Origin of the sequence: Sphingopyxis sp., from assembly GCF_051861155.1 — a bacterium.
In the GTDB taxonomy this organism is placed as follows: Bacteria; Pseudomonadota; Alphaproteobacteria; order Sphingomonadales; family Sphingomonadaceae; genus Sphingopyxis.
In genome coordinates this window covers 12,389-33,244 of the sequence record NZ_JBHYDE010000006.1, presented here as the reverse complement: position 1 = coordinate 33,244, position 20,856 = coordinate 12,389, and the positions used below count along the sequence as shown (strand labels likewise).

The window sequence follows — 20,856 nt, the reverse complement described above, 5'->3', positions numbered from 1 at the left end:
TCTCTTGAAAGGCTGATAGATTGGTCATGAGCGGAAACGGGTTGGCAGGAAAAGTGGCGATCGTCACGGGCGGCGCAAGCGGCATTGGCGCCTCGGCCGCCCGCCTGTTCGCCGCGGCTGGCGCGGCCGTTGTCCTCGCAGACATAAATCGGACCGACGGCGCGCAAGTTGCCGATGAAATTGGGGCAGGCGCTCTCTTCGTGCAGCACGACGTGCGGCTCGCCAGCGACTGGGACGCGCTTTTCGAAAAGGCGGAACACAAGTTCGGCCCCGTCTCCATTTTGATCAATAACGCGGGAATCGCAGTCGCGCCCGTTTCGCTCGAGGATGTGAGCGAAGCCGACTATCGCCACATGATCGAAGTCAACCAGATATCCTGCTTCCTCGGCATGCGCGCGGCGGTGCCCTCGATGCGGAGAGCGGGCGGCGGCGCGATCGTCAACGTGTCGTCCGTTGCCGGTCTCAAGGCGGAACGTGGGGCAATTGCCTACACCGCCAGCAAATTTGCCGTGACCGGAATGACCAAGGTCGCTGCTCTCGATCTGGCGAAGGATGGAATCCGCGTGAACTCGGTTCATCCAGGCCTTGTCGAAACGCCGATGGTGCGTCCCGCGGAAGGCGCCGAGGCGTTCGATGCCATCATGCAGTTCGCCGCCGGCCTTCCGATCCCGAGGCTCGGGCAGCCCGAAGATATCGCCAATCTCATCCTGTTTCTGGCGTCGGATTCGGCCAGTTTTCTGACCGGCGGCGCCTATCTGGCCGACGGAGGATGGACACTTTGAATGGAGAATAAGACTGTCGAGCCTCGCCTTTCCGGGAAGGTCGCGATCGTGACCGGAAGCGCCCAGGGTATCGGAGAGGCAGCGGTGCAGCGCCTCGCCCACGAAGGCGCGCGCGTGATGTGCCTCGACATCAACCGCAGGGTCGAGAAGGTCGCCGCGAGGATCGGTGAAGCAGCCCACGCGGCCGTGACCGATGTCTCCGACATGTCGGCCCTCGCGGCCGCCGTCGACGAAACCGTCCGCCGATGGGGACGGATCGACATTTTGGTGAACAATGCCGGCATCGACGGCGTTCCCGCTATACTCGAAGAGGGCGATCCGGCGGATTTCGATCATGTGTTAAGCGTCAATCTTCGTGCCTCCTGGGCGACGATGAAATTTGCCTTGCCCCACATGGTGGCCAACAGCGGCGGGGCAATCGTCAATGTCGCTTCCGTCGCCGCCCTGGTCGGCTTCGAGACGCTGTCGATCTACGCGGCATCGAAAGCGGCCCTGCTTGGGCTCACGCGCACCGCAGCGCTCGAATATGGAGGGCGCGGCATACGGATCAACGCTCTTTGCCCGGGCGGTGTCATGACCCCGCTCGCGCGGTCGTTCATGGAAGAAGGCAGCGCTGAAGCGTGGGCGGAACTTCACGCGCTCAAGCGTTTCGCCGAACCCGAGGAGATCGCGAGCGTGATCGCCTTCCTCGCAAGCGACGAGGCGTCGTTCATCACCGGCGCGGTCATTCCCGTCGATGGCGGAATGACAGCCCGCTGAATTTTGAGTTTGAAGAAGTGAAGAGGAAAGCGGATGCCCATTGTTAGCGCCAGCAGAGTCATCGATGCACCGGTGGTCGACGTCTGGGACGCCATTCGCGACTTCGGTTCGCATTCGCGATGGATCGAACATCATCCGGCAATTTCGCTTGAGGGCGGCAACGGGCTGACGATTGGGGTCAAACGCCGGGTAACATATCGGGACGGGTCGTTCTTCGACGAGATATTGACCGCCATGGATGACCGCAAATGGCTCCAGGAATATGACGTGGTCGGCGACCTTCCCCTTCCGGTCTACAATGTGATCGGTGCCATGCAGCTTTACGCGATCAGATCGGGCGCGGGCACATTTGTCGAGCGACGCCTTAGCTATGACACCCCGTTATCCGAGGAGGAGGCAGTCGCCTTCGCGCAAAGCCGGGTCGACCTTCTCGCGGCCAGCCTCGATCTTCTTGCCGACCTTTTCAAATAGCACCGGCGCCGGCCGCGCGACTTAACGGGAGGACCCTCTTGCTCATACCGAATTCACCACACGATCTGTCGCCGGACTTGCTGACCACTGTCCTGCAAACTGTCGAACCCGCCGCGCGGGTGACCGCAGTCGCGATCGTAAAGTCGCACGAATATGGCGACGGCGACGTGTCGACTTCGGCGCGCGCGACGGCGCAGCTTAGCTATTCCGAGGACTCGCCCGCCGGGCTGCCGCGCGACGTGATCCTCAAATTGTCGTTCGACCCGCGAAAGGAAGGCACCGACGCCTGGTACTGCCAGCTCGACGGGCTGTTCGCGAACGAGGTCAATTTCTACAACCGCATCCGGCCCGAGCTCGATATCGAGGCGCCGCGCTCCCTCGGCGGACATTTCGATCCCGCGACGAAACGCTATGTGCTGATCATGGAGGACGTGACGGGGCGCGGAGCGATTTTCCCGAGCAATCTCGAGGCGGTCGGCGTTGCCAATGTACGCCGCATACTCGACGTCGTGGCCGCACTCCATTCGCGCTATTGGGAGAGCGATCGTTTTTCCGGCGATCTCTCGTGGATGGAAACCCATCTGAAGGGCGGCGTCGAAGATCATATGCAAAGCGTGATTCCCGAGCAGGGCATCAGCAGCCAGCTGGAGCTTCACAAGTTCAAACGCGAAATTCTCGAACGGCTTGAGACAACCGAGCGCGAATTGTTCGGCGCGATGTGCGCCAACAAGAAGCATCAGGCGACGCTGCCCCAGACGCTGCTTCATGGGGATCTCCATATCGGCAACACATACCGGATGCCTGACGGAAGCGTCGGACTGCACGACTGGCAATTATGCGTTCGTGGCTTTGCGCTGCACGACGTCACATACATCATCAACACCGCGCTCTCGATCGAGGAGCGGCGCAGCAGCGAACGGTCGCTGCTCGACTATTATCGCGAAAAGCTGATCGAATTTGGCGTCGTTAACCCGCCCGACCGCGATATGCTCTGGCTCGAGCACCGCCGCGCATCGCTCTGGACGCTGTACATCGGTTGGTTGACCTGCCCTCCCGAAAGTTATGGCTGGGAGACCATGGCCGTCGCCTTACTGCGGGTATCGACGGCTGTGGAGGATCATGGAACGCTGGCGCTCGTGCGCGAAACGGCGCCTGCGTGACCCGTTCGCGAAGAGCCGCGCGGTGAGCGACGCGCGCACGGCTGTGGTGGTCGGCGCGAACGGCGGCATGGGCGCCGCGGTTACTCGCGCCTTGCTGCAGCAAGGCTATCATGTCGCCGCAACGGTCTCCCGGCCGGATACGCTGGACGCGTTTCTGGCCGCTTTCCCGGCCTGTTCGCATGCTGTGCCGCTCGACCTTTCGGACGCCGGAGCCGTCAAGGCGCAGCTCACGGGACTGGTCGAGAATTTGCCGCGCCTGGACGCCGTAGTCGTTTGCGCGGCGGTCGCGCCATTCGCTCCGGCGGAAACGACGGATTTCGATGTCTTTCGCCAGACCGTCGAGATCAACTGCCTTTCCAATCTTGCGGTCTATCAGAGCTGTCTACCGGCATTGCGGCGGTCAGCGGGGCGTCTGCTGCTTACCGGCTCCTGGTCAGGCAAGGTCGCAACACCGATGATGGCGAGCTATGTCGCGTCCAAGTTCGCGCTAGAAGGGCTTGTCGATGTCCTCCGGCAGGAGGCGTCGGCATGGGGAGTGCATGTTGTTCTCATCCAGCCGGGTGCGCTCGACACGCAGATGATGCGGCGCAGCCAGGCGTCGCTCGCGGCGACGATCGCATCGCTTCCTGAAAGCGAGACAGCGCTTTACGGCAAGCTCTACCGGCAGATGAAGTATCGCGCCGACGAGGGTATCGCGAACGCGAATTTTACCGCTCCCGAGGCTGTCGCCGCCACGGTATGCCAAGCGCTTGAAGCGAAGCATCCAGCGACACGCTATCCCGTCGGTGCCGACGCCATATACATGTGCGACATGGCGGCCACTCGCTCGGACCGCGAAATCGACGACTTCATTCTCGACATGTACCGCTCAGCACCGCTCGACGGCATTGTGGAGAAATCCGAACTGTCAGCAACCGAGTAGCGAGAAGAGCGCATGCCATCCAAGCCTTATATTGCGATTGCCGATGCGGATCGGGTCGCGTCGGCCGCCCGGGAGGCGGCGCAGGCGGCCGGCGTCGCGGTGACGATCTGCGTGGTCGATGATGCAGGGCATTTGCTGCGCCTCGAACGGCTCGATGGCGCGCCGCTGGTATCGCTCCGCGTCGCCGAAGGAAAGGCACGCACCGCGGTTGAGATGAAGATGCCGACCTCGTTGGCCGAACAGGCAGCGACGGGCATGCCGTCGATCGTGGCTATCGCAGATATTTACCCTTTTCGTGGGGGCATCCCCCTCTTCGAAGGCGATTTCTGCGTCGGCGCAGTCGGGATATCGGGCGGTTCGCCCGACCAGGACGAAGCTATCGCCGTAGCGTCGGCATGCGTCTGGACGCCGGCTGGATAAGGCTATGTCCCGGCCTTCGGTGACAGGCGAAACCGTTCGACTTTGCTAGACCGTCTTCAGAACCCGGGCGCCGGACGGCGGATTCGGGCAGAAAAGGAGCAGGAAAATGGCGACTGTCGAGGCCGGACTCGGAAGCTACTCGGACCCGGAGGTGCAGCGCTGCCCCTTTCCGTTCCTGACCCGGCTGCTTGAAGAAGCGCCGGTATACCGCGATCCCGGCACCGGCATGTTCATCGTCAGCCGCTATGACGACATCAACTACGTCAACAGCCATCCAGAGATTTTTTCGAGCCGCACGCCGATCATGATCAACCGGGAAACGTCGGTCTCGGAAGAGGTCCGCCGGCGTTACGCCGAGCGCGGCTGGCCCGAAGAACATGTTCTCGCCTTCGCCGATCCGCCGGAACACGGTCTTCACCGCGCACTCGTCGATAAAGTCTTTACACCGAGCTATGTCAAGAAGCTCGAACCGGTGGCGCTCGCGATCGTCGATGGGCTCATCGACGGTTTCATCGAAACAGGCGAAACCGATCTGGCGTCGGGATTTGCAGTCCACCTGCCGATGTACATCATCTCGGACCAGCTTGGTGTTGCCCGGGAAGATTATGAGCAGTTCAAGCTCTGGTCGACGGCGTGGGTCGATCGGAACGATCCCAATTGTCCGCCGGACCGCGAGCTGATGCTGACGGACCGCATGATCGATATGCAAAATTACCTCGCGGCGCGTGCTCGCGAATATGAAGTTGATCCTCAGGACAATATGCTGAGCCGGCTAGTGCATGCCGAGGTCGAAGGTGAGCGCCTGACCATGGGACAGCTGCTCATGGTCGCTCAACTGATCCTGGTCGCGGGAAATGAAACTACCACAACTGGCATTACGACGGCGACCTACATGATTCTCAAAGACCAGGCGCTGCTCGACCGGGTCCTCGCCGATCCCGCGCTTATTCCCATCGTGGTCGAGGAGATGCTTCGTGCGCACGCGCCGGTCCCGCATCAATATCGTTTCACGACCCAGGATACCGAACTCGCCGGCGTGGCCATTCCGGCGGGGACCGTGGTGCAGATAAGCTATCTCGCCGGCAACTACGACACAGCCAAATGGGAATGCCCCGAGCGCATCGATATCGACCGGAAGGGTGTGCGCAACCATCTCGCATTCGGCCGCGGCATTCATTTTTGCGTCGGCAACCAGCTGGCACGAATGGAAATGCGCGTCGCGATCACACGCCTTCTGGAAAGGCTGAAGGATTTGCGCCTCTCGGACCATCATCCCGAGCCCCGCTTCATGGAACATTTTCAGATCCACGCGCTGGAGAGCCTGCACGTCAGCTTTACGCCTGGCTCGCAGATCGCTGGTTAGATGACGGCAGCCGAAAAACGGATCGGCGTCGGCCTCATTGGGCTGAGCGCAGAGGGAGGTTGGGCGGCGACGGCGCATGTGCCGGCGCTCCGCGCAATGGCCGAACGTTACGCTATAACCGGACTGGCAGCCTCGAGCGATACGGCCGCAGCGGCCGCCGCCGCCGTGCACGGGGTCGCATTTGCTACCGGCGATGCGGCCTTGCTGGCAGCGCACCCCGATGTCGATCTTGTCGTCGTTGCGGTCAAGGTGCCGCGCCATCGCGAACTGGTTTCCTGTGCGATCGATGCAGGCAAGTCCGTCTACTGCGAGTGGCCGCTCGGCCGGAGTGTCACGGAAGCCGGGGGCATGGCAGACGCGGCCGGCGCAAAGGGCGTCTCGGCCTTCGCGGGATTACAGGCCCGGTCGGCGCCGGCGCTGCGTTATCTCCGCGATCTCGTCGCCGACGGCTTTGTCGGCGATTTGCTCTCGACCAGTGTCATCGGAGCGGGCGGCTTTCCGTGGGGGGGCATGGCGACCGCCCGCACGGCCTATGTCACCGACGCTGAAACCGGCGCGACCATGCTGACCATTCCCTTCGGCCATATGGTCGACGCGTTCGGCTGGATTGTGGGCAGCTTCGATCGACTGGACGCTACGCTGGCGACCTGCCATCGCGATGTGAAGTTGACCGATGAGGATCGGACGGTCGCTGCCGACGCGCCTGACCATATTGCCGTGAGTGGCACGCTCGAAGGCGGGGCCGTCGCATCGCTTCACTATCGCGGCGGAGACTGGCCCAGCGGGGGCTTCCGCTGGGAAATGAATGGCGCGGACGGTACCCTGCTGGTCGAAGGCAGAAGCGGGCATCTTCAATATGGTCATATACGGATCCGCGGTGCACGCGGATCGAGGCCGCTCACCGATCTACCGGTACCGGGGCAATATCGGCGCGTTTCGACCGATGCGGACGGTTATGCCGACGCGGTCGCGCACGCCTATCGGGCGGTGCACGACGACCTGACCGGGGGCGGCTCCACCGCCCCGACATTTCGCGACGCTATCGAAACTCATCGGGTGCTTGACCGCATCGAGCGATCTGCGGCGCGATCCCTGGAGAGGACATCATAATGACCTTGGAAGAAATGCAGGAAAAGCTGACCTATTTGATGGATCGGCAGGAAATCCTCGATGTCGTAGCGCGATACTGTCGAGGCGTTGACCGGCTCGATCGCGCCATGGTCATGTCGGCCTACCATCCCGACGCCGTCGACGATCATTCGATGTTTGTCGGCACGGCCGATGAGTTCTGGACCTGGGTCCAGAATATGCACTCAACCCATCATAGTTCCACTCAACACATGATCGGTAATCATCTGGCCGAGATCGATGGCGACGTCGCTCATTGCGAAACCTATCTTTCCTATTCCGGCATCAACAAGACCGGGGCGCCCTTCAGCGCCATCGGCGGCCGCTACATCGACCGCATGGAGAAGCGGAATGGCAAATGGGGTATCGTCGCACGTCAATATATCGTCGACTGGGTGGCCCCCTCGATCAACACCGTCGAGGGTTCGCAAACGCCCGAAGGCGGCGCGAATTATGATTGCCTCGTACCGTTCGAATTCCAGGTTGCCGAGACCGCTCCGCAGCCGAGCCGCGATGCCCGTGACCCGTCCTATAGTCGTCCGCTGGAAATAGATCCCGAGCGCGTTGCAGGCTACAAGCGGCTCCGCGACGGCGCGGCTGAAGTGACGAGGTCCTGATGCCAGAAACGGATCGGCACGAAGGCGTTCTCGCCGGGATTCGAGTGCTCGAAATCGGTCACTTCGTGGCTGCACCATTCTGCACCCGTCTACTCGGCGATCTTGGGGCAGAAGTGATCAAGATCGAGCCGCTGGGCGGCGATCCGGTCCGCCAATGGGGCGCGCAGGTCGACGGGCGCTCGCTCTGGTGGTCGGTGCACGGCCGCAACAAGCATAGCATCGCGCTCGACCTCAAGACCGAAGCTGGACGGGCAGTCGCGATCGATCTCGCCGCCGAGTGTGATGTCGTTGTCGAGAATTTCCGGCCCGGCCAGCTCGAGAAGATGGGGCTGTCGCCCGACATTTTGCGCAAGCGCCGTCCGGGGCTGATCGTCGCGCATGTTTCGGGCTACGGCCAGACGGGACCGGGTCGCGACCAAGCCGCTTTCGGCGTGATCGGAGAGGCAATCGGCGGAATTCGTCACCTCACCAACCATGCGCCAGATACCTATGATTTGCCGCCGGTACGTGTCGGTGTAAGCGTCGGCGATTCGCTCGCGGGCCTGTACGCGGCATTCGGGATCGTCGCGGCGCTTTGGCGCCAGGCGCGCTTCGGGGAGAATCCCCAGTATCAGACGGTCGATGTCGCACTGACCGAAAGTGTGCTCAGTCTCATGGAAGCCATGCTTCCCGAATATGGCGCACTGGGTAAGGTCAAGCAGCCGACTGGCGGCGCGATTGCAACGGCGGCACCGTCGAACGCCTATCCCACGGCGGACGGCGAATGGATATTGATCGCCGCCAATTCCGAACCCCTTTTTGCGAAGTTGCTTCTGTTGATAGGCCGGCAAGACCTGGGGAATGATGAGCGGTTTGAAGGCAATGGGCAGCGGGTGCGTCACGCAGCCGCCCTCGATCTGATCATTTCGGATTGGACGCGTTCGCTGACGGCAGCGGACCTCAGCGAACGGCTCGCCGCCGCCGATATACCCGCGTCAAAGGTCTTTACCGCTGCAGACATCGCGCAAGACGCGCAATATCGCGCCCGAGGCATGGTGCGAGATGTCGATGACCCGTTGTTGGGCCGAACGCTGCATCCAGGCATCGTGCCACACTTTCCGGGCGCCCCGGGAAGCATTCGCCGTACTGGGCCCGCGATCGGCGCCGATGGCGAAAATCTTGCCCGCCAATTGCTCGGATATGACGACGGTCGGATTGCCGCACTTAAACGAACCGGAGTCCTGGGTTGATGTCGAATATTATCGAAATTGTCGAGGTCGGTCCCCGGGACGGGTTCCAGTCGATCGGGCCGCTGATTCCGACGAAACGGAAGCTCGAGCTGGTCGACATGCTCTACGACGCCGGTGTCCGCCGCATGGAAGCGACCGCGTTTGTTAGCACCAGCGCGGTGCCGCAGCTCGCAGATGCGGGAGAACTGCTCAACCATATTGCCGACAAGCCTGGCCTCGATGCCCAGGTTCTGGTGCCGAGCCTCCGGCACGCCGAGCGCGCGCTAGAAGCTGGTGCCCGGCATCTCGCATTCGTGCTTTCGGTGTCGGAAAAGCATAATCGAGGGAATGTGCGCCGTTCGCCTGCCGAGTCCGTCCAGGAGTTCAGCGAACTGGTCGAGCTTGTTCCGATCGGGACGCGTCTCCGGCTCAACATGGCTACGGCATTCGACTGTCCCTTCGACGGCCCGGTGCCGGCCGAGGCGACACTGGCACTGCTCGAACCGCTCGTCGCGCTGGCGCCGAAGGCTGAATTTTGCCTGTGTGATACGACCGGGCGCGTCACGCCCGACCGGGTTGCAAGCCTGTTCGCCACCGCCAAGGCAATAAATCCGGAGGCACCGCGATGGGCCTTCCACGGCCATGACACTTACGGGCAAGGCGTATCGAACGCTGTTGCCGCCTGGAATGCCGGGATTTCCGTGATCGATTCGTCTTTTGCCGGCTTGGGGGGCTGTCCCTTCGCGCCGGGCGCGACGGGCAACGTCGCGACCGAGGACCTTGTGTGGACATTCACCGAGATGGGGCTGTCCACCGGCATCGACCTGCCGCGTCTCATCGAGGCAGCGCGGGAGGCGGCCGAGCTACCGGGCGCAAGCTTTGGGGGGCGCGTTCGCGATGCACTTCTTGCTCGCACACGGACTGCGGCATGAGCCAGGGCCCTCGCACCTTGTTCCAGAAAATCTGGGACGCCCATGCCATCGCCGAAATGGATGACGGGAGCTGGCTGCTTCATATCGACCGACACCTCGTTAACGAGGTGACGAGCCCGCAAGCCTTCGAGGGGCTGCGCGCGGCGGGACGGAAAGTTCGCAGCCCCGAGCTGACGATTGCCGTTGCCGATCACAATGTTCCGACCGAGAACAGGCACCTGCCGATCGCCGACAGGGACAGCCGCATCCAGGTCCAGACGCTCGAGCGCAATGTCGCGGAGTTCGACGTCCCTTACATTCCGCTGCAAAGCGAAGCTCAGGGCATTGTCCATGTCGTGGGGCCTGAGCTCGGCCTAACGCTTCCCGGCATGACGATCGTTTGCGGCGACAGCCACACGTCGACCCATGGCGCGTTCGGCGCACTGGCATTTGGCATCGGGACGTCGGAAGTGGAGCATGTGCTGGCGACCCAGACACTCCGCCAGAAGCCGGCGAAGACGCTGCGCGTTCATGTCGAGAATGAACTCCCGGCAGGAACCTCGGCGAAGGATCTCATTCTACACATCATTGGCCAACTCGGTACCGCCGGCGCCACTGGACATGTTATCGAATATTGCGGCGCGGCAGTCGAGGCGCTCGATATGGCGGGGCGAATGACGCTGTGCAACATGTCGATTGAAGCGGGTGCGCGGGCGGGAATGATCGCCCCGGACGAAAAGACCTTTGCCTGGCTGCGCGGGCGGGCCGGCGTCCCGTCCGGCGACGCGTTCAACCTGGCGAGCGAACGCTGGCGAACCTTGGCTTCCGACCCTGGCGCTGCGTTCGATAAGCAACATCGAATCGATGCGAACGACATCGCCCCGATGGTCACCTGGGGCACCAGTCCGGAAGCGGTGGTGCGCATCGATGGAGTCGTTCCGACAACCGACGAAACGCCGATCGGCAAGCGCGAGCAGACATCCGCGATGCTCGAATATATGGCGTTGAAGCCAGGCCAGAAACTCTGCGACCTTCCGATCGATGTCGTGTTCATCGGCAGTTGCACCAACGGGCGGATCGAGGATTTGCGGAGCGCCGCCCAAATCGTAAAGGGGCGCCACGTTGCCGACGGCGTTCGCGCATTGGTGGTGCCGGGCTCGGGCCGCGTCAAGCGGCAGGCCGAGGAGGAGGGGCTCGCCGATATATTTCGCGCGGCCGGTTTCGAGTGGCGCGACGCCGGGTGCTCGATGTGCCTTGGCATGAACCCCGACCAGCTCAGCCCTGGCGAACGCTGCGCCTCTACCTCGAACCGCAATTTTGAGGGACGGCAGGGACGTGGCGGGCGCACGCACTTAATGTCGCCCGCGATGGCCGCGGCCGCGGCTGTCGCGGGGGCAATCGTCGATGCCCGGGATTATTGTTGATGCGCAGCTTCACTAAACTCGATGCCGTCGCCGCGCCGCTGCTGATCGACAACATCGATACCGACAAGATCCTGCCTGGCGAATATTTGAAGACTGTCAGCCGTAGCGGGCTTGGTCAGGCGCTTTTCGCGCGAATGCGCTATCACGAAGACGGAAGTGAAATCGCCGACTTCATCCTCAATCGTAATCCCTGGCGCGAAGCCGAGATTCTCGTCGTCGGAGACAATTTCGGTTGCGGATCGAGCCGCGAGCATGCGCCTTGGGCCCTGCTCGATTTTGGCATCACCTGCATCATCGCCCGCAGTTTCGCCGACATTTTCTATAACAATTGCTTCAAGAACGGCATTCTGCCGATTCGGCTCGAAGCCGACTTTCATGGGCGTCTGGTAAGTGCCGTCGGCGATCTGGAGACCGCGCGGCTGCGTGTCGATCTCACAACGCAGCAGATAGTCGGCTCGGACGGGACAATCGCCCGATTCGATGTCGAGGCCGGGGCAAAGGTCGCCTTGCTGGAAGGGCGCGACGAAATATCGGAATCTCTACTCCATCGAGAAAAGATCGATGCGTGGAAGCGCGACAATCTCGAAAGAACCCCTCCGGTCGTCCTTTCCAACCTGTGAAGCGTCCGCGTCCCGCACGCAGGGGACAGCGGAGCCCCGCTCTTTTCGTTAATGTTCGACAATTCCCTTCGATGAGGTGTTCAAATGGATAGTCCCGCTCCGATCTTGGCCGCCGTTCCGACGGTAAAGCTGACCCCGTTGATGCTCAATCACGCGGCATGGGTGACGCATGACGTTGAAGCGACAGCGGACTTTTACATGAACGTCATGGGCATGGATCTCGCGAGCACGGTTATCGACGATACGGTGCCTTCGACGGGCGATGCTTTCCCTTATTTTCACATCTTTTTCCGCATGAAGGATGGGTCGACGATTGCCTTTTTCGAGGCGCCCGGCCTTCCCCAGCGCCCGCCCGTTACCCATCCGGCCTATGAAATTTTCGATCATATCGCCCTTCAGGCAGAAACGCGCGAAGAAGTGGACACTTGGCGGGATTGGCTGGTGGGGCAGGGAATCGAAGTCGTTGGTCCGACCGACCATGGCGGTCTGATCTACAGCATCTATTTTCGCGACCCCAACGGCCTGCGTCTCGAAATCACCTATCCAACAGATCCGGACTGGAACCGGCATACCGATCAGGCGCTGAAGGACCTCACGATGTGGAATGAGGGCAAGAATCGCGCCCGCGCAACGGGGCGCGACCTGATGGAAGCCATGACAGAACTGATCGTGCAGCGCCGGGAGCGCGAGTGATCTGACATCGATACGCGCGGGCCAATGCCTGCACCCTTAGCTGGTGTGGGTCCGCCCGGCTGAACAGCGTCAGGGGATTAGGCCGCCTTATAGTCGGGAAGCACTTTTTCCAGCTTCGGAACCTGCCGGGTCGCGCGATCCTGCCACTTGCTCCACAATTCGAGATACCACAGCAGCAGATCGCGCTGCGTCGCGATATTGAGGCGACTGTAGGCGCGCTTGCGATACGTCATCGCTGTTTCGTCGCATATGTTGAGTTCAAGCGAGATGCCGAGCGACGACATGCCGTAAATGATCCGGCTGCAAACTTCGGCCTCGCGGCGAGGAAGCGCCGCGCACTCGCGGATGCACGCCTCGATTTCCTCGAGCGACGTTAGCGCCACCGAGACGTTGGGGCCGTTCCAGGTCATGCTGATATGCTTGGCAAGCAGAGCAAAAATCGTACCCGCTATCGACTTGACGGCTTCAATGTCCGTCGTCGTGAACCGACCCACGTTCGAAGACCTCAGGACACTCAGCCCGACGATGTCGTCACCCCAGCGCGAACAGATGAGCAACCGGTCCTGAATGTCCGTCTCGCCATAGACGATTTCACGCAGGGCATCGTCAGAGAGATGCCCGATATCGGTCCGGACGAATGCCGACGTGTCCGACTCCAGTCGATGCTGCGCCTCGGTCATGGTCGGATCTTGGCGCCACAGGCCTTCCTTGAGATAGACGCCGACCTGCCGGTGCGCCGTGTCCGAGCCATCGAGACTTGCCGCCGTCACTTCGAACAGATTGTCTGCCGTCAGGTTGAAAACGGTCGCATGCTCGGCGCCGCACGTAGCGTGCAGAAGGCTTAGCAGCTCAATACCAAAGCGCTTTTCCCCAATCGACATGATGAGCGCGGGGAAATTCGCCGCGAGCTTTTCAAGGGCTGGTTCGGGAAGGGCTGTCCAAAAACTCACGTCACTCTCCTAGGAGCCGCGCGACCTTATTCTCGCTCCGTCCCGCATCACGGGGACATGGCGGTGGGCGATCTCCTGCTACAGCCTACACCTCGAACAAAATGGCGACAAGCGAAACGCGACGCGCCCGCCAAGCAGGAACGCATTGGGATGACGGATGAACACGAACTCCAGTTTGACTGGGTGCATCTCCATTATGACGAACGGCAAAGCTTTACGGAGACTTACGGGTTTGCCGGTAACCAGGGCGCCGTCAATCTCGAGGGGATTTTGATCCGACCCAAGAACATCGCGAGCGACACGCTGCAGATTTATATGCATCCGGCCTCGACGCTGCAGCTGCTGCCCGTTCCGCGCGAAGCCGCGCGCCGCGGCGCCCATGTGCTATGTGCCGCGAGCCGCTACGCGCGCAACGACACCGCCTGCATCCTGGAAAAGGTCCTTCTCGATCTGGGCGCCTATATCCGGCACGCCAAAATGATTTTGGGCTATCGCCACGTCGTTCTTGTCGGCTGGAGCGGCGGCGGTTCGCTTTCTCTCTTTTACCAATCGCAGGCCGAGAAACCGACCATTACGCATACGCCGGCGGGGGACGACGTCGATTTGACGCGCGCAGGCCTTATCCCGGCCGACGCCGTCATATTCCAAGCGGCTCACAGCTCCCGTGCGCGACTGCTGCTCGACATCATCGATCCGTCGGTCCTCGACGAAACCAATCCCGACCGGCGCGACCGAAGTCTCGACATTTACAGCGGAACCCTCGTACCGCCCTATTCGCCCGAATTCATCGCCCGCTACCGGACGGCTCAGTTGGAGCGCGTCAGGCGAATTACTGCCTGGGTCAAGGAGATGATCGAGCAACTCTCGACAAATGGCGGGGCGGAACTTGAGCGTGGGTTCGTCACACACCGAACACTTGCCGATCCCCGTTTTCTCGATCCCGCCCTCGATCCTAATGATCGTCCCATCGGACGCTGTTATCTCGGTGACCCCGAAACAGTGAATAGCGGCCCGGTCGGGCTCGCGCGCTTCTCGACCCTTCGGGCGTGGCTGTCGCAATGGTCCATCGACGACACCAATGGCGAGGGAGTGGCGTGCGCCGCGCGGATTAGCGCGCCGCTTCTGTTCATCGAAAATAGCGCGGACGACGCGGTCCCGGCCTATCACTGCAAGTCGGTCTTCGACGCCGCAACGACGGCCGACAAGACCTACGAGGTGATCGAAGGGGCGACGCATTATTACGTCGGCCAGCCCGATTTGCTCGGGCATGTCACGCGGCTGTCCGAGACGTGGCTGGGCGATCGGGGGCTAAGAGGCCGCTGAGTCCGGCAGCCGTTCCACGATTTTTGAGATCATATTCGGCGAAGATCAGAAGAGGAGAAAATGATGACGGGACGCTTCGAGGGAAGGACCGTGCTGATCACGGGCGCGGGCAGCGGCATTGGACAGGAAACGTCGTTGGCATTTGCTGAAACGGGAGCCGTAGTCATCGGCCTCGACCGGTCCGAGGAAGGGCTTGCGGCAACCTCCGCCCTGCTATCGTCGACGGGCGCGCGCTTCGAAGCACTGGTTGCCGATGTGGGTGACGAAGGGTCAGTGGCTGCCGCTTTCGAGCGTGCGGCCGTCATAACCGGTCGAATAGATTGCGCTTTCAACAACGCGGGCATCACGCAATCCTCGAAGCTCGCCGCCGACATCGGGCACGAAGAATGGGAGCGTGTCATGCGTATCAATGTCACCGGCGTATGGCTCTGCATGCGCGCGGAGATAGGCTTGATGCTGAAGCAGGGCGGCGGATCGATCGTCAACACTGCCTCCTTTCTCAGTTTGCACAGCATGGCAATGCAGACCGCATATGTCGCCAGCAAGCATGCGGTCCTTGGCCTGACGCGGAATGCGGCCATCGAATATGCTGCCGAGAATATCCGCATCAATGCCGTCGCTCCGGGCGGCATTCCGACCGGCATGATGGCGCAAAGCCTCGCTGACGTCGACGAAGCGGGCCGCGAGGCGGCACGCAAGGCTATCGGCGACATGCACCCGATGAAGCGTCTCGGCACTCCCCGCGAGATAGCGCAGGCGGTCCTGTTCCTCAGCTCCGCCGAAGCGGCGTTCGTGACCGGAGCATGTCTTTCGGTCGATGGCGGTTGGGCGGCTCTGTGAGCGCTTTTCGGTGTTTTCGGAGCAGTCCCCGGCATCGGTGACATACGTCTGGCGAACAATCCTCTATTTCAAAGGCGAGGATGCCGGCGTGTGACCTGGACCCCAGAAAGGGGTCGCTTTCGCGCCGCAAAGGAGAATGAACCGATGGATGCAAATCCGCTGATCCCTGAATCGCGCTGCCCCGTATCGCGGATAAGGATCGACAGTCTCGACGACATGCAAAAGGTTCTCCGCTCGAAAGCAGTGGAGGAAAACGCCGATGTGTCGGCGGACAATTACATCTGCCCCAACGCGCTCGCCGAGATCAACGTACGCGAATTCCAGGCCGGCAATCTCGCGATGATCAACGGCGATCTTCATCGCCAGCGTCGCCGTCTGCTAAACGCACTCGTCCGCCCCGAGGAGCTTGTCCGCTTCCGCGAGGACATCATCCTTCCGTCGGTCGAGCGTTGGATGGACCGGTCGGTCAAGAAGAACGAAGACGGCCTTTATGGCTGTGACCTGGCCTCGGTGGTCGAACTGATCTTCCTTGAGTTCGCGGCGAAAATTATCGGAATCCAGGGTGTCGAGTCCGAAGAGGGCATGGCGCGACTGCGCGCTTGCGCCCTTCCGATCTTCGGAGGACTGAGCGCGTCGCACTTCGAGGATCGGGAAGGCGTGACGCGCGCCGGCGTTGAAGCAAAGAAAGTCTTTGTCGAGGAATTTTTTCGCCCTTCGCTTGCCTTTGTCAAGAAGCAGTTGGAGCGGCTAGATGCGGGCGAGATCGGCGAGGAGGAGGTGCCGCTCAACCTCCTGCGCATGATCGCGACCGAAGCCCATGAAAGCTACCACGACGAGAGCGTCGCGGTAAACGAAGCGATCCTGTTCTTTGTCGCGACGACCGGTACGAGCGCGCAAGCCGTTCTCGCGACGATCGAATATCTGTCAGACTGGTTTGAAGCGCATCCGGAAGACCGGGCGCGCATCGAGGACATGGAATTCATCAGCCAGGCGCTCCAGGAAACATTGCGCCTTCGCGCACCTTTCGTTCCCTATCTGACCCGGTTGGCGGTTGAGGACCTCGAAGTCGGCGGCGTGACGCTGAAGGCCGGGGACGAAGTTCATGCCTGGGTCGCACGCGCCGGCCGCGACGAGGCCGTGTTCGGCGCGAATGCCAATGATTTCGATCCCGATCGCGGCGTTCCCGAGGGCATCAGCCGTTACGGGCTCGCCTTCGCAACAGGTCCGCACCAGTGCCTTGGCCTTCGCGCCGTCCTCGGCAACGACGGGAAGAGCGGTAGCCATTTGCGGATGGTGCAAGGCCTGTTCCGCGCCGGCATCCGGCGCGATCCCAAGTGCGAGGCGCAGGTGCTCGAAATGCGCAATCTTGAAGATCCGCGGGATCGCATCCCGACTTACATCACTTTTCCGGTCGTGCTCGACAAATGGAGTGCAAGTTCATGAACAAGGTTGAGGTCATCAGGATCGGCGATCTCGCGCCGGGCGAGATGCAGAAGGTAGAGATCGACGGGCGCGCGCTGTGCATTGCTCATATCGAAGGCCATGGGTTCCGGGCGATTGACGACCGCTGCACGCATGAGGATGAGTCGCTGAGCGAAGGCTGGATTTGCGGCGACAGCGTCGAATGTCCGGCGCACAGCTCGCGCTTCAGCTTTTTGACCGGCGAAGTAACGGGCGTCCCGGCGTGGGTGCCGATCAAGGTCTATGACGTCCATGTCGAGGGCGAGGCCGTCTTTGTCGATCTCGATAGTGCCGAAGCGCGTGCAGCGTGATGAACTCGATCATCCTCCTCACTCATATGGAGGCGCCGAGGTGCTGACCGAACAGGCATGGAACGGCTCTACCGAAGCGGGGTCCGACGACCTTGACTGGCGCTCGCCGGGGACGGGCTCCGGCTCGACGGCAGGAAGCGGAATGGCAGTCGATGCGATAACGGTCTTTTTCGCTACTGAAACGGGCGCGAGCGAGGAAATTGCCAATGCGGTGCGCGATGGCGCGGTGGCGCGGGGCCTCACGGCAAAGGCCGTTGACCTTGCGGACACGGACATCGCCAACCTTGCGGACATCGATCACGCGATCTTCGTTGTCAGCACGACCGGCGAGGGCGATGCACCCTACGCCGCGGAGAATTTTTTTACGCAGGTGGAAAGCGCCGCTGCGCCGCGCCTCGACCATCTTCGGTACGCCATCGCTGCCCTGGGCGATTCGACCTACGCCCAATTCTGCGCGGCTGGCCGGCGCCTCGACGAGAGCCTCGCGCGTCTCGGCGCAGCGCGGCTGCTCGATCGCATCGATTGCGATATCGACTATGACGAGCCCGCAGCCGCTTGGCGAGAGTCGGCGCTCGATCTCTTGGCGGGCCCTTCGACGGAAGCGATCCTGCCTGCACCATTGCCCGGTCCCGCGCAGGCGCGGCTGACCAAGTACGGCGCTGTCGAGGCGACTGTGATCGAGAATCGGCTTCTTGTCGGCTCCGGCTCGACGAAAGCAACGCGGCACCTCGCGCTCGCATTTGCCGATGCCGAGACCGTCTACGCGCCAGGCGATGCGCTTGGTATCATCGTCGCGAATGATGCCGAGGTCGTCGCGGCGCTTCTGGCCGTCACGGCGCTCGACCCCCAGACCACGGTCGAGTTGGCGGGGGTGCCGCTTGCGCTATCCGAAGCGCTGCGCGATTATTGCGAAGTCACGACCGTCACTCCTCGCTTCCTCAAATATTGGGCCGCCTTGACCTCTTCGGTCGAGCTCGCGTCATTGCTCACGGACGAGCGCGCCGCCGAACGCAGAGCCTTTCTTCGCGATCACCATATTGTCGATATCGTCAGGCAGAATCCCGTGACCGGTCTTGAGGCGCAAGGTTTCGTCCAAAGCCTGCGACCCCTGCAACCGCGGCTCTATTCCATCGCCTCGAGCATGCGCGCGGCGGGACGCGAGGCCCATCTCGCGATCGCTCCCGTCGCCTATTCGCTGCGAGGCGAGGCACGTCAGGGCGTCGCAACCGGCATGCTGTGCGACCGCACACCTCTGGGCACGCGCCTCAGCGTCTATGTTCAACCCAATTCGCACTTCCGGCTTCCCGCGGACGATGTGCCGATCATCATGATCGGTGCCGGCACAGGCGTGGCGCCCTATCGTGCATTTCTGCAGGAACGTACCCCGGCATCGGGTCCGGCCTGGCTGATTTTCGGCGAACGCAATCGGGCCACGGACTTTCTTTACGAAGCCGATTTTCGCGCGTTCGAAAATTCGGGCTCGTTGACCCGGTTGGACACCGCTTTTTCCCGCGACGGCGAGGCCAAAGTCTATGTCCAGCACCGGATCGCCGAACATGCGACCGAACTGGGTCGCTGGGTCGCGCGCGGGGCTCATATCTATGTCTGCGGCGATGCCGCAGACATGGCGCCAGCCGTTCACAGTGCGTTGCTTCGCGCGCTCGAAGAAGGCTTGAACATGAGCGCCGACGCGGCGGAAATCTACGTCGCCGCCATGCAGCGCGAGGGGCGGTACCAGCGCGATGTCTACTGATTTCTCGCCCGAAGTACGAATTTCTACGCAGGCTCGTGCCGCGCCCGCAGCCTTGTCATAGTCTGGCATTCAGGAGAATGAATATGTCTGTCCAATCCACAACCAAGGTTACGCCGAACACGCCGTTCGGGGTCACGGTCGATATCGACCTGCACGATGAAAAGAATGATGCCGAGGTGGCAGCGCTTTTCAAGGAACATGGTTTCCTCGTGTTTCGCGAGCAGGAACTGACCCAAGAACAGCAAAAGCGGGTGATGGCGAAGCTCGGCCCGGTGCTCGAAGACTTTACTACTGTCGGCTATGTATCGAACACGCGCACGGATGGGATCCTCGGTGATTCCGAAGTCTCGTTTCATCTCGACTTCCTGTACACGCCGATTCCGCTGCTCGGCATCTCCCTCCACGGCATCGAGGTGCCTTATGAGGAGACGTGGACCCGCTTTGCGAGTGGGCGCCTTGCGCTCGAAGCACTTTCGCCCGCGACGCGCGAGCGGTTGCGCGGACTCAAGGGGCTGAACCTGTTCTCGGCCAGCGAGGAAGGTCTGACGGGGCGCCAGCGGATCGAAGGCTATCCCGAAGATGCGCCGCGCGCCGAGCATGAGATCATCCATACCGATCCGATTACGGGCATGGAGGTGCTTTTCGCAACGCAGCAGAATACCGCGCTCATTCTTGGTCTCAACGAGGCCGAAAGCGAAGAGTTAATCGCCGAATTGCACGCCCATCTCTACTCGGACTCGAATATCTACGAACACCGCTGGCGGAACGGGGACGTCGTGATTTGGGCGAACCAGGCCTATCACCACGCACGTGGCGGGCTGGTTCCCGGCAAGACGCGCACGCTCCAGCGGGTATGCATCACCGAGGCACCGGCCGAGATGTATCGCCCGCCGATCCCTGACGATCGTCTGCCCGCCCACATGCGCAAGTGATCGCCCCGGCTCAAATATTGGAACAGATGGGAGTATCGCAGTGAAGGTCATGGACTGGAGCGGTCGCGTGGCGTTGGTCACCGGCGCCGGCAGCGGCATCGGAAGGGCGACCGCGCAGGGCTTTGCAGAGCTCGGTGCGCGCGTCGCGGTCGTCGACCGTGACGAATACGCCGGACGCGCGACCCTCGATGCGATCGGCGCAGCGGGCGGCGAAGCGATCTATATCGCGGCGGACGTGACGGAAGAAGAGTCGGTCGCGGCTGCCGTCGCCGAAACCGTGCGGCGGTTCGGCCGCCTCGACGCTGCACACAACAATGCCGGTATTTCGCCCGACACTGGCACCACTGTCGATTGCACGCGCGAGCTTTGGGATCAAATCTTCGCCGTTAATGTGACCGGCGTCTGGCTGTGCATGAAGTATGAGATCGAGGCGATGCGCGCATCGGGCGGCGGCGCCATCGTCAACACCGGATCGGTGTCATCGCTACGCGCAGCGCCCCAGCTTCCCGCCTACGTCGCAAGCAAGCATGCCCTGATCGGGCTGACCAAGGTCACCGCGCTCGAATATGCGGCACAGAATATTCGGGTGAATATCGTGTGCCCCGGCGTCATCGAGACGCCGATGCTGATGAAGAAAGCCGCCGAAGGCTTCTTCAGCGTCGACGACTATGTCCAGTCGTCCGTTCCGATGGCCCGGGCGGGTCAGCCGGAAGAGATTGCTTCGGCCGTTATCTGGGCATGTTCGGATTCGGCCTCCTACCTCACGGGCGCCACGCTGTCGGTCGACGGCGGGATGGTGATTGCCTGA

22 protein-coding genes are annotated in these 20,856 nt (G+C 61.9%); 21 read left to right on the top strand and 1 reads right to left on the bottom strand.

Going from position 1 to position 20,856, the window contains the following annotated elements:
* Nucleotides 1–26 precede the first annotated feature (26 nt).
* The 14 genes from ACTIFP_RS11805 to ACTIFP_RS11740 all read left to right on the top strand — a co-directional run bounded on the left by ACTIFP_RS11805 (nucleotide 27) and on the right by ACTIFP_RS11740 (nucleotide 12,478).
* Entirely contained in the window at nucleotides 27–782 is a 756-nt protein-coding gene (locus ACTIFP_RS11805; protein ID WP_439568911.1) for an SDR family NAD(P)-dependent oxidoreductase, read from the top strand.
* The gene (locus ACTIFP_RS11800; RefSeq protein WP_439568910.1) at nucleotides 783–1,541 is read left to right on the top strand and encodes an SDR family NAD(P)-dependent oxidoreductase; all 759 of its coding nucleotides are present in this window, start codon (nucleotides 783–785) and stop codon (nucleotides 1,539–1,541) included.
* Nucleotides 1,542–1,574: 33 nt separating this feature from the next.
* On the top strand, nucleotides 1,575–2,012 hold the full coding sequence (locus ACTIFP_RS11795) for an SRPBCC family protein (protein ID WP_313911381.1): 438 nt from the start codon (nucleotides 1,575–1,577) through the stop codon (nucleotides 2,010–2,012).
* 77 nt (nucleotides 2,013–2,089) lie between these two features.
* Nucleotides 2,090–3,172 (top strand): phosphotransferase, encoded by a 1,083-nt coding sequence (locus ACTIFP_RS11790; RefSeq protein WP_439568909.1) that lies wholly within the window; start codon nucleotides 2,090–2,092, stop codon nucleotides 3,170–3,172.
* Nucleotides 3,132–4,094, top strand: coding sequence for an SDR family NAD(P)-dependent oxidoreductase (locus ACTIFP_RS11785; protein ID WP_439568908.1), 963 nt, complete (start codon nucleotides 3,132–3,134; stop codon nucleotides 4,092–4,094). The genes ACTIFP_RS11790 and ACTIFP_RS11785 overlap by 41 nt, the downstream gene beginning before the upstream one ends.
* A 12-nt stretch (nucleotides 4,095–4,106) precedes the next feature.
* Nucleotides 4,107–4,514 (top strand): GlcG/HbpS family heme-binding protein, encoded by a 408-nt coding sequence (locus tag ACTIFP_RS11780; RefSeq protein ID WP_313911378.1) that lies wholly within the window; start codon nucleotides 4,107–4,109, stop codon nucleotides 4,512–4,514.
* Between the two features lie 106 nt (nucleotides 4,515–4,620).
* Nucleotides 4,621–5,877: a cytochrome P450 gene (locus ACTIFP_RS11775; protein ID WP_313911377.1), complete on the top strand. Its 1,257-nt coding sequence runs from the start codon at nucleotides 4,621–4,623 to the stop codon at nucleotides 5,875–5,877.
* The gene (locus ACTIFP_RS11770) at nucleotides 5,878–6,987 is read left to right on the top strand and encodes a Gfo/Idh/MocA family protein (protein ID WP_439568907.1); all 1,110 of its coding nucleotides are present in this window, start codon (nucleotides 5,878–5,880) and stop codon (nucleotides 6,985–6,987) included.
* Nucleotides 6,987–7,622, top strand: coding sequence for a nuclear transport factor 2 family protein (locus tag ACTIFP_RS11765; protein WP_313911375.1), 636 nt, complete (start codon nucleotides 6,987–6,989; stop codon nucleotides 7,620–7,622). Before ACTIFP_RS11770 ends, ACTIFP_RS11765 begins: the two co-directional genes overlap by 1 nt.
* Complete coding sequence (locus tag ACTIFP_RS11760) at nucleotides 7,622–8,851, top strand: CaiB/BaiF CoA transferase family protein (RefSeq protein ID WP_313911374.1); 1,230 nt, start codon at nucleotides 7,622–7,624, stop codon at nucleotides 8,849–8,851. Before ACTIFP_RS11765 ends, ACTIFP_RS11760 begins: the two co-directional genes overlap by 1 nt.
* The gene (locus tag ACTIFP_RS11755) at nucleotides 8,851–9,762 is read left to right on the top strand and encodes a hydroxymethylglutaryl-CoA lyase (RefSeq protein WP_313911373.1); all 912 of its coding nucleotides are present in this window, start codon (nucleotides 8,851–8,853) and stop codon (nucleotides 9,760–9,762) included. The genes ACTIFP_RS11760 and ACTIFP_RS11755 overlap by 1 nt, the downstream gene beginning before the upstream one ends.
* The gene (gene leuC, locus ACTIFP_RS11750) at nucleotides 9,759–11,165 is read left to right on the top strand and encodes a 3-isopropylmalate dehydratase large subunit (protein ID WP_439569149.1); all 1,407 of its coding nucleotides are present in this window, start codon (nucleotides 9,759–9,761) and stop codon (nucleotides 11,163–11,165) included. Before ACTIFP_RS11755 ends, leuC begins: the two co-directional genes overlap by 4 nt.
* On the top strand, nucleotides 11,165–11,785 hold the full coding sequence (gene leuD, locus ACTIFP_RS11745; protein ID WP_439568906.1) for a 3-isopropylmalate dehydratase small subunit: 621 nt from the start codon (nucleotides 11,165–11,167) through the stop codon (nucleotides 11,783–11,785). Before leuC ends, leuD begins: the two co-directional genes overlap by 1 nt.
* Nucleotides 11,786–11,869: 84 nt before the next feature.
* Nucleotides 11,870–12,478: a VOC family protein gene (locus tag ACTIFP_RS11740; protein WP_313911371.1), complete on the top strand. Its 609-nt coding sequence runs from the start codon at nucleotides 11,870–11,872 to the stop codon at nucleotides 12,476–12,478.
* 77 nt (nucleotides 12,479–12,555) lie between these two features.
* On the opposite strand, the gene ACTIFP_RS11735 is transcribed toward ACTIFP_RS11740, so the two are convergent.
* Nucleotides 12,556–13,428, bottom strand: a complete 873-nt coding sequence (locus tag ACTIFP_RS11735; protein ID WP_439568905.1) for a helix-turn-helix transcriptional regulator — start codon at nucleotides 13,426–13,428, stop codon at nucleotides 12,556–12,558.
* Nucleotides 13,429–13,578: 150 nt separating this feature from the next.
* Here ACTIFP_RS11735 and ACTIFP_RS11730 point away from each other — a divergent pair, with 150 nt between their 5' ends.
* The 7 genes from ACTIFP_RS11730 to ACTIFP_RS11700 all read left to right on the top strand — a co-directional run bounded on the left by ACTIFP_RS11730 (nucleotide 13,579) and on the right by ACTIFP_RS11700 (nucleotide 20,856).
* Nucleotides 13,579–14,751, top strand: coding sequence for an alpha/beta hydrolase (locus tag ACTIFP_RS11730; protein ID WP_439568904.1), 1,173 nt, complete (start codon nucleotides 13,579–13,581; stop codon nucleotides 14,749–14,751).
* A 63-nt stretch (nucleotides 14,752–14,814) separates the two neighbouring features.
* Nucleotides 14,815–15,591, top strand: coding sequence for an SDR family NAD(P)-dependent oxidoreductase (locus tag ACTIFP_RS11725; RefSeq protein ID WP_439568903.1), 777 nt, complete (start codon nucleotides 14,815–14,817; stop codon nucleotides 15,589–15,591).
* A gap of 144 nt (nucleotides 15,592–15,735) precedes the next feature.
* On the top strand, nucleotides 15,736–17,034 hold the full coding sequence (locus tag ACTIFP_RS11720; protein ID WP_439568902.1) for a cytochrome P450: 1,299 nt from the start codon (nucleotides 15,736–15,738) through the stop codon (nucleotides 17,032–17,034).
* Nucleotides 17,031–17,363 (top strand): non-heme iron oxygenase ferredoxin subunit, encoded by a 333-nt coding sequence (locus ACTIFP_RS11715; RefSeq protein ID WP_313911366.1) that lies wholly within the window; start codon nucleotides 17,031–17,033, stop codon nucleotides 17,361–17,363. Before ACTIFP_RS11720 ends, ACTIFP_RS11715 begins: the two co-directional genes overlap by 4 nt.
* 40 nt (nucleotides 17,364–17,403) lie before the next feature.
* Nucleotides 17,404–19,116, top strand: coding sequence for a diflavin oxidoreductase (locus ACTIFP_RS11710; protein WP_439568901.1), 1,713 nt, complete (start codon nucleotides 17,404–17,406; stop codon nucleotides 19,114–19,116).
* An 83-nt stretch (nucleotides 19,117–19,199) separates the two neighbouring features.
* A complete protein-coding gene (locus ACTIFP_RS11705; RefSeq protein WP_439568900.1) occupies nucleotides 19,200–20,048 on the top strand; it encodes a TauD/TfdA dioxygenase family protein in 849 nt (282 codons plus the stop codon).
* Between the two features lie 49 nt (nucleotides 20,049–20,097).
* Nucleotides 20,098–20,856 carry an SDR family NAD(P)-dependent oxidoreductase gene (locus tag ACTIFP_RS11700; protein WP_439569148.1) on the top strand — a complete coding sequence of 253 codons (759 nt, stop codon included), beginning with the start codon at nucleotides 20,098–20,100 and terminating at the stop codon, nucleotides 20,854–20,856.

What these genes read in the sequence shown, in the direction of transcription:
- ACTIFP_RS11765 (WP_313911375.1), top strand. Translation starts at nt 6,987, where the DNA reads ATGACCTTGGAAGAAATGCAGGAAAAGCTGACCTATTTGATGGATCGG.
- ACTIFP_RS11720 (WP_439568902.1), top strand. Translation starts at nt 15,736, where the DNA reads ATGGATGCAAATCCGCTGATCCCTGAATCGCGCTGCCCCGTATCGCGG.
- ACTIFP_RS11705 (WP_439568900.1), top strand. Translation starts at nt 19,200, where the DNA reads ATGTCTGTCCAATCCACAACCAAGGTTACGCCGAACACGCCGTTCGGG.
- ACTIFP_RS11780 (WP_313911378.1), top strand. Translation starts at nt 4,107, where the DNA reads ATGCCATCCAAGCCTTATATTGCGATTGCCGATGCGGATCGGGTCGCG.
- ACTIFP_RS11725 (WP_439568903.1), top strand. Translation starts at nt 14,815, where the DNA reads ATGACGGGACGCTTCGAGGGAAGGACCGTGCTGATCACGGGCGCGGGC.
- ACTIFP_RS11770 (WP_439568907.1), top strand. Translation starts at nt 5,878, where the DNA reads ATGACGGCAGCCGAAAAACGGATCGGCGTCGGCCTCATTGGGCTGAGC.
- ACTIFP_RS11800 (WP_439568910.1), top strand. Translation starts at nt 783, where the DNA reads ATGGAGAATAAGACTGTCGAGCCTCGCCTTTCCGGGAAGGTCGCGATC.
- ACTIFP_RS11700 (WP_439569148.1), top strand. Translation starts at nt 20,098, where the DNA reads ATGGACTGGAGCGGTCGCGTGGCGTTGGTCACCGGCGCCGGCAGCGGC.
- ACTIFP_RS11760 (WP_313911374.1), top strand. Translation starts at nt 7,622, where the DNA reads ATGCCAGAAACGGATCGGCACGAAGGCGTTCTCGCCGGGATTCGAGTG.
- ACTIFP_RS11805 (WP_439568911.1), top strand. Translation starts at nt 27, where the DNA reads ATGAGCGGAAACGGGTTGGCAGGAAAAGTGGCGATCGTCACGGGCGGC.
- leuD (WP_439568906.1), top strand. Translation starts at nt 11,165, where the DNA reads ATGCGCAGCTTCACTAAACTCGATGCCGTCGCCGCGCCGCTGCTGATC.
- leuC (WP_439569149.1), top strand. Translation starts at nt 9,759, where the DNA reads ATGAGCCAGGGCCCTCGCACCTTGTTCCAGAAAATCTGGGACGCCCAT.
- ACTIFP_RS11740 (WP_313911371.1), top strand. Translation starts at nt 11,870, where the DNA reads ATGGATAGTCCCGCTCCGATCTTGGCCGCCGTTCCGACGGTAAAGCTG.
- ACTIFP_RS11775 (WP_313911377.1), top strand. Translation starts at nt 4,621, where the DNA reads ATGGCGACTGTCGAGGCCGGACTCGGAAGCTACTCGGACCCGGAGGTG.
- ACTIFP_RS11755 (WP_313911373.1), top strand. Translation starts at nt 8,851, where the DNA reads ATGTCGAATATTATCGAAATTGTCGAGGTCGGTCCCCGGGACGGGTTC.
- ACTIFP_RS11785 (WP_439568908.1), top strand. Translation starts at nt 3,132, where the DNA reads ATGGAACGCTGGCGCTCGTGCGCGAAACGGCGCCTGCGTGACCCGTTC.
- ACTIFP_RS11730 (WP_439568904.1), top strand. Translation starts at nt 13,579, where the DNA reads ATGACGGATGAACACGAACTCCAGTTTGACTGGGTGCATCTCCATTAT.
- ACTIFP_RS11795 (WP_313911381.1), top strand. Translation starts at nt 1,575, where the DNA reads ATGCCCATTGTTAGCGCCAGCAGAGTCATCGATGCACCGGTGGTCGAC.
- ACTIFP_RS11715 (WP_313911366.1), top strand. Translation starts at nt 17,031, where the DNA reads ATGAACAAGGTTGAGGTCATCAGGATCGGCGATCTCGCGCCGGGCGAG.